The sequence below is a fragment of the Chryseobacterium candidae genome (genome assembly GCF_004916905.1).
In the GTDB taxonomy this organism is placed as follows: domain Bacteria; phylum Bacteroidota; class Bacteroidia; order Flavobacteriales; family Weeksellaceae; genus Chryseobacterium; species Chryseobacterium candidae.
Genome location: NZ_SDLV01000056.1, coordinates 1 through 11,375 on the forward strand (window position 1 = coordinate 1; position 11,375 = coordinate 11,375).

Here is an 11,375-nt window from a genome sequence, read left to right on the forward strand (position 1 = left end):
TAAAGCTACTTAACATTCCCCCCAACTTTTGAGACTGATCCGTAAATTGATCTCTTTTGAAATTGACTTTCACTTAACTTCTATATCGCAAATGAACTGTTTATAGTTATCTAAAAATATTTCTTTCATAAGCTCTTTGATGATTGGATTGTATTCCAGTTTAAAAATTTCCGTTTTTAAAGAGTTCGTTTAATTTGTCCGGATCAAATCTGAATCAGCATTTGTAATGACATCGATAATAGTAAATAGATTATACATAGCATTTCAGATAGATTTTCCAAAAAATGAAAAAAGTCTATATTTTGGAATTTCCTTCCTTGAAACACGCACATGTAAATACTTGATATACAGTATTTTAAAAATTCAAGCATATCTGTTGATTATCGTTTAATATGTTAAATAATTATCAGCTATGAAAAATTTATTCTTTTTATTTATTCTTTTTTTAGGGATAAATGATCTTTACGCAACAGGGGAACCTTCCACTTATTTTCAGATCTACGTTCCTCCGAATAATGACGCAGTGCAGAGAAATGTCTGCCTGATTGTGACCGCCATCTACGATGATACTGAATTTAATATTATTGATGATGGTGCGGACGGAGATACGGATGATTCCAAGTCAGGGATCTTAAAAGCAGGACAGAGTTATGTTCTCTACATCAAGGACAACGGTATCAATGATGATGCCCGGTATGCTTCCGGTGGTGTTTTAAAATGGGACGGAGATTATTTTATCGTAAAATCCAATAAACTGGTATATGCCTCCCAAAGCACGAACAGTGACTGGCAGCATGACTGGATTCCGAGCGTGGATAAGAGTTCTATAGGACAGAAATTTATTGTATATGCTCCAATGATATCATCTTCTAACAGAGACATCAATGTATTTGCGTATCAAAATAATACGGTTATCGATTTTTATAAAATTTCTACCCAGCCCAAAACCAATACGGGATTTACCGATGTCAATGCAGAAAATGCAGTGAAGGTCTTTTCCAAAACGATAAACGTAGGCCAGGATTTAATTTATAACTCTGCGGAAGGAAGGGATGCAATGATATCCGGAGAAACCTATATGCTGATTGCTAACAAGCCCGTAACCATGCAGTATGGTGCCTTATTCGGAAATGAACGGGACGGTGGCGGCTATGTTCCTACCTCCAATGGAAGTTCTTCCGGAGAACTGATGTATTTCACTGTTCCCTACCAGGCGGCGGGTGAGCAGGAAATCAGGATCGTCAGTTGGGACAACGCCAATACGGTAAATCTGGATCGTTATGTGAACGGGAATTGGGTCTCCGTGAAAACCTTCTCCCTTAACCGATTGGCCGCGGGAGACTGGGTGGGAAAATCCAATGGGAATGTTTCTTATCCCACCGTTTTCAGAATTAGCTGCTCAGCAGGGAAAAAAGTGTCTGTTTTTGAAGGAAACTGGTTTGAAACTGGTTCTCCCGGCACCTCCGATATGGCAACGATGGTCTCTTCCGAAAGCGGAACAACAGCAGGGAAAAACTTCCTAACGTATATTGCGCCTCCGGGAAATGAAATCAATGTCACCAACCCGCTGACGGGTTCAAAGTACAATGGTTCCTTTTCTCATCTGTATTTGTTCTCAAAGTCAGGCGCTACCGTAACTGTAAAAGATGCTTTAACAAATGGAACAAAATTCAGAAAAACATTTACCATTGCACCTGAAAAGTATGCCGACTGCTCTATAAGTCTAACTGAATGGAAAGCATTTTATAACGGGACAGGAACACCTTCCGGATCGGAAAGACCGTATTTAATCGTTCAAAGCAATAATGATATTGCCGTGATGAACAGCAATTTCAATGATAACTGGATGTGTTATACGGGAAGCTCACTGGGACATTCTTTCACCCAGACAAGCATTGTTAGTGATGACACACTGATCCCTGCCGAACAGGCGACCGTGATCTCTCAAATCAAAACCAGCGGAGAAGTAACCACACCCTCAGTTGAGGTTATCGTACAGGAAGGGCTGAAAGTGGTCGAATCCAAATTGATCAATCCCAATCAATCCCAAACACAGGGGACTGTTACAGAACTCAATGACAAAACAACGGTAACATACAATAATTTGCCGACCCTCCAACCCAATTCCACATATAAGGTTGAAACAAAAGTGGTGGCCACCGTGGGAGCCAATAATGGGGAATTGGTAGGGACTACCCTTAATACGACCGTAGAAACCGTTATTACCGGAAAGGTGAATGGAGAGACGCAGCAATCTACTATAGCCAATTCAGTCTCTGTACAGACCTCCAATACCTCCAAGCTTATATTTTCCCGGTTGGATAATCCATTATTTGATTCTTTTACAACCAACTCCTGGACGATCAGCTGGGTAGACATCAATAATGACGGATACGACGATCTTTATGTGACAGATATGGGACTTACCGCACCTAATTTGATCTTTATGAATAATAAAACAGGAGGTTTTACCGCCGGACAGACTTTACCTGAGGATGGCGTATCGATGAGCAGTACATGGGCAGATGTGGACAATGATGGGGATGAAGACCTTCTGGTTCTTAATAATACAAGAAACCCTAATAAATTCTACAGAAATGATAACGGAACTTTGGTAGCAGACAATACCAAATCTTTCACCCAGGATGTTTCTTATTACCACGGCGGTGCCTTTGCGGATTATGATAATGATAACAAAGCGGATGTATTTATGTGTAATTATTTCCCAACAAAATACAACGAGCTGCACCGAAATAACAACACGGGAAGTTTTGTAAAAGAAGCTACAGATGCTATTCCACTGGAAGCTAACTCTTCTCTTGGACCAACCTGGGCAGATTACGATCAGGATGGATTAATGGATCTGTTTGTGCCTAATGGTATTGGCAGTAAAAATTCTTTATTCCATAACGATGGGAACGGTACTTTTTCCAAGAAAAACAATATCATCAACCAGGAAGGGGGAAAATCCGTGGGAAGCTGCTGGGGAGATATTGATAATGACGGCGATTTAGATTTATTTGTTACCAATTCCAATACAACTACCAATTTCCTGTATAAAAATTTAGGAAACGGAAATTTTCAGAAAGTGACCAATTCTGTTGTTAATCAGGGAGGTAGTTCTCACGGATGCAGCTTTGCAGATATTGACAATGACGGAGATCTGGATCTATTTGTCACCAATGATAAGATCAGAAAGTTTCTTTATTTTAACGATGGAAACGGAAATTTCACCGAAAACAGAGATGAAGCTATTACCTACAACTTCGGGCTTTCTTTTGGTCATGCCTGGAGCGATTATGATCATGACGGAGATTTAGACCTGGCAGTGGCAACGCATTCCAATCAGAAAAATCATATTTTTGTCAACAACGGAAATACCAATAAATGGATTGAAATTAATTTAAAAGCCACTGAGAGCAACGGCTCTGCCATCGGAACAAAAATATTTGTTGAAACCGGAACCAAAACGCAGATGAGAGAGGTGAACAGCCAAAGTGGTTTTGGAGGACAAAGCAGTTATACGCAGCATTTTGGTTTAGGAAATGCCACAGCAATTAATAGCATCACGGTGAAATGGGCAAGCGGAATTATCCAGAAAATAAATAATGTTTCGGTCAATCAGATCCTAGAAATCATTGAACCTCAACAGCTAAAAGTAAAAGGGATCGTATATTTTGACAGCAACAATGACGGGGTAAAACAAGACACTGAGCCAACTGTCTCAAGAGCTGCCATAAAAGTGGTGCCCACAAACGCCAAAGTATATTCGAATGATGCAGGAACGTTCAGCTTTTATACCACTCAAAATAATGTAGAGTTACAGATCTTAGCAGAAAACGGACTGAATGCAGGGTCTAAACTATTTGACCTGACCAATTATCAGGCTTCACAGCAAATATACATTCCTGCAACGTCTGCCTGCAATAATACAGATTTGAAAATCAATATGGGAGGAACTGCCATCAGAAAAGGTTATACCAATAATCAATTTAAAATAGTTGTGAGCAACCAGTCTCGGAATGTTTCTGCTTCCAGCGTGCTGAATTTTGTAGTTCCTTCAACAGTAAGCATCTCGAGTCCTTCCTCTCCTATTACACAACAGGAAACATTTGTAGTAAATGCTAAAAATTATACAAGATATTCCTGGGCTTTGGGAGCGCTGAATCCTTTCAATAACAAGGTGATAAGCTTTATGACAGGTACAGGCGCATCAGTTTTGATTAATGATGAACTTGAATTCAAAGGTGAAATTGTAAATGCTTCCACAGACTGCAATCTGGAAGACAATACATTGATCCAAAAATACAATGTGTACGGCGCAATAGACCCCAACGATATTTTGGTTTATCCTAAAGGTTACGGCGAAGAAGGTTATATTCTGCCTGATCAAATGCTTACCTATACTATAAGATTTGAAAATGTAGGGAATTTTGCTGCCCAAAATGTATCGATTGTTGACACAATGCCGCAGGAACTCGATATGAATACCTTCAAAATAGTCTCTACAAGCCACGATAATATTTCGACGGAAATTGTTGGCAATAAGGTTACTTTCAAATGGGAAAACGTATTCCTGCCTCCTACTGAAAAAGATTCAAAAGCATCCCAAGGATATGTAACATTCTCTGTTCTTCCTAAAAAAGGCCTGGCTGAAGAAACAAAAATTATTAACAGCGCTGTTATTGCCTTTGATGATGAAAAAACAATGAGAACCAACACCGTAACCAATACAATCCAGTCCAAAGCAAGAGAAGAAGAACTTACGGTTGTCCAGCTGTATCCGAATCCGGTAAATGATGTCGCCTTTATAAGACTGGAACACCGAAAAGGATCAGAATATACAAGAAAACAGATCGTAAAGGCTGATGTTTTCGATCTTAATGGTGTCCGCGTTTTAGAAAAGAATTTCAGCCCGTCAGAAGAAGTGAGAATTGATCTTCCATTGGAAATTAAAGGCTATTATCTGCTGAAGGTTACCGACTCGGAAAATAAATCCTACACAAGGAAAATGCTGGTCAAATTTAAAAGATAATTCAGATTCTTTCGTTTTCCTAATCAAATCGGACCATAAAGGAACGGGAGTTGAAAATATAAACCATCGAAAAAGTTAGGCCAAAATAGTTTAACCCTTCAATACCAAACCATTCGAAATTTCGGATGGTTTTTTACCTCTCAGGTAGATCATCACCGGTAGGAAGATCAAATTTATCCGGGTAGTAATTTTCCTAATAGATTTACAGTGCCAATCAAAATATTTCAATAATTAAGTTCCTTCCTGCAAGCACAGCCTTTCCTTTTTAATCGCCTGCATTTTTGACAGACAGAATAAAGCAAATTATACGGAAAAATATATTTATTTCTTGAAAAGAGTACTGATTCATAAAAGATCTTGCGCTACTGTGATTTAATGAATTACACATCGGAAGGTCATAAAATTTAAAAACATTCTAAAATAAACCATTATTGATATTTAATAAAATAAAAAATGTCATTATATGAAGAAAAACTATTATTTTTAAGAGTATATTTTTAACACACCACAATGACCAAAATATTCTTAGTTGATGATGATGTTTTTACAGCCCCGATAAGGAGTCTGAAGTCTTACCTGATCAGCAAAAAACACTCAAGGAATACACAACAGAAATTATTCTTCATTTTCTAATCAAAAATAACAATGATGTCATCAAGACTGCAAAGATTCTTAATATAGGCATATTAACGATCTATAACCTGATGAACAATGCTGAAACCAAAAAATTAAAAAACTAAAAAAAAACAAATAATAACTATGAAAGTCGCCAAATTACTTTTTTCAGACGGAGAATGGATTACTGAAAGGAATGATGAAAACCTTGACTATCATAAGGCTCAGTTGATCCTTGGATATGGTGCCAGGGCCATTATTGAGAAGAGTGATTTCTTTTTGCTTTTAAAGAAGAAATTCCCCAATGCCGATATTGCGCTGTCCTCTTCTTCCGGAGAAATATTTTCCAATGAAGTACATGATAACACGATTGCATTGACCGCCATTGGTTTTTCAAGATCACAGATCAAAAGTACACAGATCGATATTGAAGATTTCCAAAACAGTTTTGACGCAGGCTGCGCATTGATGCAAAACCTTGACAAAGAAGATCTGAAATGGGTCTTTGTACTGTCCGACGGAAGCAAGGTCAATGGAAGTCAGCTCGTAGAAGGCATCAACAAGATACGTCCACCCCATGTATTGGTGTCAGGTGGATTGGCAGGAGACGGAGATCGTTTTGAAAAAACATCCGTAGGTCTCAACCAGACACCAAAGCCCAATAAAATAGTGGCAATTGGCTTTTACGGTGATCATCTGGAATTATCCCACTCTTCCTGTGGAGGCTGGGAAAGTTTTGGATTGGAAAGAACCGTTACCCAATCATATAATAATATTCTGTATGAGATAGACCATAAAAATGCACTGGACCTTTACAAAAAATATCTTGGAAAATATGCCGAAGAACTGCCTGGCTCTGCCCTGCTCTTCCCTTTGTCTATAAGGTCTTCAGAAGATGACACTCACGTGGTAAGAACAATCCTGTCCATCAATGAAAAAAACAATATGATGATTTTCGCCGGTGATCTACCTGAAGGGGGCAAAGTAAGATTTATGAAGGCTAATATGGACAGATTAACCGATGCTGCCAGTGCCGCCGCAAAAGAATGTCTTGAAATAAATCGTAATCACAGCCCCAAAATGGCTGTCATCATCAGTTGTGTGGGAAGGAAACTGGTTCTGGGCGAACGCATCAGCGAGGAGGTGGAAATAGTGAGAGACATCTTTGGTCCGCAGACAATGATCTCAGGTTTTTATTCCTATGGAGAAATTTCTCCATTGAAGCCGTTTGATGACTGTGTACTTCACAACCAGACCATTACCATTACTACATTAAATGAAACAGAATAATTATGGAACCCGAGTTTCACAATCTGCTCAACAGACAGATCAACAAACATCTTACAGAAGAGTGTAAGTCTCATCCGCAATTCAAAAATTTCATTCGCGCAGTCAATCAGTCTTATAAATCTTTTGAAAGAGATAAAGAACTGATGAATCATGCATTCAAACAAAGCGAGGAGGAATACCTGGATCTCTACCAGGATCTTAAAAATGAGAACGAGCTCAAACAGAAATCGATCTCCAGCCTTTATGAGTTTATAAAAATTCTTGATCCCTCCGTTGAAAATCAGGATTCTGAAGATCTTACTGAATTGTCATCTTACGTTAAAGAGTTATTGAAAAAAAGAATTTTCCTACAGGAACAGCTTAATAAGCAGCTTGATTTCCAGCATCTTCTCATGGATATTTCTTCAGAATATATTAATATCCCGATCGAAAAAGTGTCGGAAAGCATTCAGAAGTCCCTCCAGGAAATGTCTGAATTTGTAAAGGCAGACAGGGCATATATTTTCAAATACGACTTTTCAAAAGGTACCTGCTCAAATATTTTTGAATACTGTAATGAAGGGGTAAGTCCGCAAATAGAAAATCTCCAGGATATGCCTTTGGAAATGATCAGTGAATGGGTGGAAATTAATAAAAAAGGAGAAACCATCTACTATCCCAATGTCCAGGAATTGCCGGAAAGCGATCTTAAGGGCATTTTACTGGAGCAGGATATCAAAAGCCTGCTGGTCATTCCTGCAATGCTGCAAAATGAATGTCTGGGCTTTGTAGGTTTTGATTTCGTTAAGAATCATCACCAGGTATCCGATACCGAAAAGAATCTTCTTACCATCTTCACACAGGTTCTTGTGAACGTGAGAGAACGTATTTTTCTTGAAAGGGATCTATCGAAAACTGTGCAGATCTTGAAGAAACTACTGGCTAATCTACAGTTCGGAATATTAATGGAAGATGAAAAAAGAAAAATCGTTTTCACCAATAATCTGTTCTGCAGGATGTTCAATATCCCGGTTTCTTCAGATGATATGATTGGCGCAGACTGCACTAACTCTGCGGAGCAGTCTAAAGCTCTCTTTAAAAACGAAGCATACTTTGTGCAGAGAATTAATGAAATCCTTAAGAAGAGAGAGCTGGTTACCAATGAACTTTTGGAAACAAAAGACGGCAGGTTTCTCGAAAGAGATTATATCCCCATCTTTATTAATGACCATTACAAAGGGCATCTCTGGAAATATAATGATATAACAGAACGTGTCATCACCCAAAATCTTCTGAAACAAAGTGAGGAACGCCACAGAATGATCATGGATTCCGCCATGAATGCTATTATTATCACCGACCAGAAAGGCAAGATTACATTCTGGAACAGAAGTGCAGCATCAACTTTCGGATGGACCGAAAAAGAGATGGAAGGTCAGCAGATCAATGACAAGATTATTCCCAAAACGGAAAACATACCTTTCAGATCTATGCTCAACAAACAACTGGAGCGCAATGTGATTAAAGCTAACGGAGAAAAACTAACAGTGGAAATGTCAGTTATTGAAGTGGTGCAGAATAGTGACAAACATTATTGTTATTTTCTAAAAGACATTTCCGAAAGAAAAAAAGCGGAGGATCATTTGAAAAGACAGGAGGAAAAATACCGGAATATTATTGCCAATATGAATCTGGGGCTGCTGGAAGTAGACAACAACGAGACCATTCGTTATGCCAATCAGAGCTTTTGCAATGTATCCGGCTACGATGCAGATGAGTTAATCGGCAAAAATCCTATGCTTTTATTTTTACATGGTGACCATAATTTTGAGTTTGTCAAAGAGCAAATCCAATTGCGCAAAAAAGGGGTTTCAAGTGTGTATCAGATGCCTGTAAAAAACAAGCGAGGTGAAATCAGATGGTGGGCGATCAGCGGCGCACCTAATTATGATGACAACGGCAATCAGCTCGGGTCTATAGGAATCCATCTCGATATCACAGACCAGAAAAAACTGGAAGAAGACCTGATGCAGGAAAAGGCCAATGCGCTTGAAGCTTCAAAGGCAAAAGAAGTTTTTCTGGCCAATATGAGCCACGAGATCAGAACACCCCTGAATGCCATCATCGGTTTTTTACGGGAGCTGAAAAGACTTGAACTTACCAACACTCAGAGGCAGTTTGTAGACAACAGCTATAATGCCTCGGAGCATCTTCTTTCCATTATCAACAATATTCTGGACATTTCCAAAATAGAATCCGGTGAGATGACCCTGGACAACCATAGCTTCTCTCTTGCAGAAAGTATTAAGAAAGTGATCACAATCTTAAGCCCGAAAGCTAAGCAGAAAAAGATAAAACTGGAAACTCAATTCCCGGAAAATCTTTCTTCTGAACTGAAGGGAGACTCTTTGAAGATCGAGCAGATCTTATTCAATATAGTTGGTAATTCGCTGAAGTTTACGAATAAAGGAAAAATAACCATCACGTGTAAAGTGCTCAAAGATTTTAAAAATTATCAGCACGTTTCTATCTGTATTACCGACACAGGGATCGGAATGACTGAAGATTATATAAAGCATATTTTTAAAAAATTCAATCAGGAAGACAGCTCGGTCTCAAGAAAATACGGAGGTACCGGGCTTGGTATGGCAATTACAAAGCAGTTGATTGGCCTTATGAAGGGAGAAATACAGATCAAAAGCGAAAAAAATGTAGGAACAGAGATCACGATACTCTTAAATCTCGATAAAGGTAAAGAAAATTGCCCTTCAAAAAATATCAAACAGGCAGAGGATATTTCTGTAAAAGAAACCAGAGTTCTTCTGGTGGAAGACAATGAGCTTAATCAGCTGGTTGCAGAACGATCGCTTACCTACTTCGGATGCCGGGTTACCAAGGCAGACAACGGAAGGATGGCATTAGAAATCCTTTCGAAGCAGGAATTTGATATTATACTGATGGATATTCAGATGCCGGAGCTGGATGGAATAGAGACCACCAAGATCCTGAGGAATGAACTGGGATGTACAACCCCTATCATTGCCCTCACCGCAAATGCTTTTAAAACTGAAATTGACAACTGCATTTCAGCAGGAATGAACGCCTATGTCACCAAACCTTTCAATGAAGAAGATCTTCTCGAGATAATCTACCAATATACAAGAAGCGAAAAAACAACCAACATTAATTCATCCGATATGAGCGAAATAGTATATGATCTTAAAAATATTCAGGCACTAAGCCGCGGAGACAATGATTTCGTAAAAAAAATGATTTCCATATTCATCACGCAGACCGAAGAAACAATGCCTTTGATTGAAAACGCATTCATTAACAAAGATAATGCAGAGATTGCAAGGCTCGTCCACAAAATCAAGCCGGGCATACAAGGTATCGGAATCTATTCTTTAGACGAAAGCGTTAAAAGGCTTGAGATCGATGCGAAGGAAATGACAGAAGAGCTTCCTGTCCTTTATCATCATTTTATGGAAATAAGGAAAACTTTGGAAACTGCTGTTCAGCAATTGAAACTCGAACTGGACTGAGGAATTTGTAAAATACGGAATTAACCTATGAATCTGGAAAATATATTTGTTTAAAATAAAGAGCTACGATCCTAATCATGAATACAGAATCGGTAAAGATGATATTTGTCTTTGTTATGGCCTAATATCATCTATTTTTGAAACTCGCTGATTGAGTTGAAGATTCAAACCATTTGCTAAATAATTAGAATACTATCATCTTCTCTTTGATAAGAAGTGGCCAAAAGTGATGGTATTAATAATAAAAGTGATGATCCTGTTAAGGTGGTCTTTAATAAATTTTCTTCTTTGCATTTTTAAGTCTGTTTTTTAATAATGTGTCTATTTTTTGCAAAATGACATACTACGGTTTTTGTTTTCCCGATTATTGAAGATGTAGAACTCTTTGATTCCAATGAAGAATATCAGGCGCATATCAATAATGCAAAAAATATACTGTGCGGTCAGAAATTGAGAAGAATGAGTGAGGATATGGAATTGCCTTTTCGTTATCGTTCCATTTAAGCCGTCATACATTCGCTATAAATGATTTAAATAGCGGAATGCGTATCGAATATTAGGCCATTCAGAAATTGGTATTAGGCAGATTTATGCTAAATTAATTAGTGAAGAATTAGATAATGCTGTAGATAAATACATCAACTCATATAAAAACGTATTAAAAAGGCGTCCAAAGTTCACTACGAAATAAACAATCACTATCTTTGAAAGCATATTTTACAATCCCTGTGATGAATGACAAAAAAGAAAAAATTCTAACCGCTTCCATTGAACTTTTAGTTTCAAAAGGTTTGCACGCAATTACTGTTGCAGAGATTACTGCTAAAGCCAAAGTAGGTATTGGTACTTTTTATAAACATTTCAAAGACAAAGAAGACCTAGTTCAACAAATTTGGATTTGGCAAAAAAAA

At 38.1% G+C, this 11,375-nt stretch carries 4 protein-coding genes; all 4 read left to right on the forward strand.

Annotated features, from left to right (window positions below; genetic code table 11):
• Nucleotides 1–412 precede the first annotated feature (412 nt).
• On the forward strand, nt 413–5,035 hold the full coding sequence (locus EK417_RS19815; protein ID WP_136523146.1) for an FG-GAP-like repeat-containing protein: 4,623 nt from the start codon (nt 413–415) through the stop codon (nt 5,033–5,035).
• A 759-nt stretch (nt 5,036–5,794) separates the two neighbouring features.
• Nucleotides 5,795–6,940, forward strand: coding sequence for an FIST signal transduction protein (locus tag EK417_RS19820; protein ID WP_076597221.1), 1,146 nt, complete (start codon nt 5,795–5,797; stop codon nt 6,938–6,940).
• Nucleotides 6,941–6,942: 2 nt separating this feature from the next.
• Nucleotides 6,943–10,464, forward strand: a complete 3,522-nt coding sequence (locus EK417_RS19825) for a PAS domain S-box protein (protein WP_136523147.1) — start codon at nt 6,943–6,945, stop codon at nt 10,462–10,464.
• 731 nt (nt 10,465–11,195) lie between these two features.
• Nucleotides 11,196–11,375: TetR/AcrR family transcriptional regulator (locus EK417_RS19835; RefSeq protein ID WP_136523148.1), on the forward strand; the 180-nt coding region annotated here is incomplete at its 3' end.

What these genes read in the sequence shown, in the direction of transcription:
- EK417_RS19825 (WP_136523147.1), top strand. Translation starts at nt 6,943, where the DNA reads ATGGAACCCGAGTTTCACAATCTGCTCAACAGACAGATCAACAAACAT.
- EK417_RS19820 (WP_076597221.1), top strand. Translation starts at nt 5,795, where the DNA reads ATGAAAGTCGCCAAATTACTTTTTTCAGACGGAGAATGGATTACTGAA.
- EK417_RS19815 (WP_136523146.1), top strand. Translation starts at nt 413, where the DNA reads ATGAAAAATTTATTCTTTTTATTTATTCTTTTTTTAGGGATAAATGAT.